General features: G+C 69.7%; 1 protein-coding gene. It reads left to right on the forward strand.

The genetic code is table 11. The annotated features are described in order from the left end of the window. On the forward strand, positions 1-360 hold a 360-nt coding region (locus AC6H42_RS10835), incomplete at both ends, for a hypothetical protein (protein ID WP_497548009.1).

Here is a 360-nt window from a genome sequence, read left to right on the forward strand (position 1 = left end):
CGCAAGTGATCGCGCTGACCACCGCGCAAGCCGCGTCGCTGACCTCGGCCCAGCTGGGCGCCATGGAAACGGTCGACCTGGCCGCGATGGAAACGGTGGACTTCGTGGCGCTCAAGACCAGCGCCATCGCCGGCCTGAGCACCAGCCAGTTCGCCGGCCTGACCACCAACCAGGTCGCCGCGCTGACCAGCGCCCAGATGGGCGCGCTGAGCACCAGCCTGATCGCCAACGGCCTGACCACCGCGCAAGTTGTCGCGCTGAGCAGCACCCAGGTGGCCGGCCTGACCTCGCGCCAGATCGCCGCCCTGTCGACCGCCAACCTGGCCGCCATGGAAACGGTGGACTTCGCCGCCCTGAAGA

It is taken from the genome of Massilia sp. NBRC 108631, assembly GCF_059704565.1.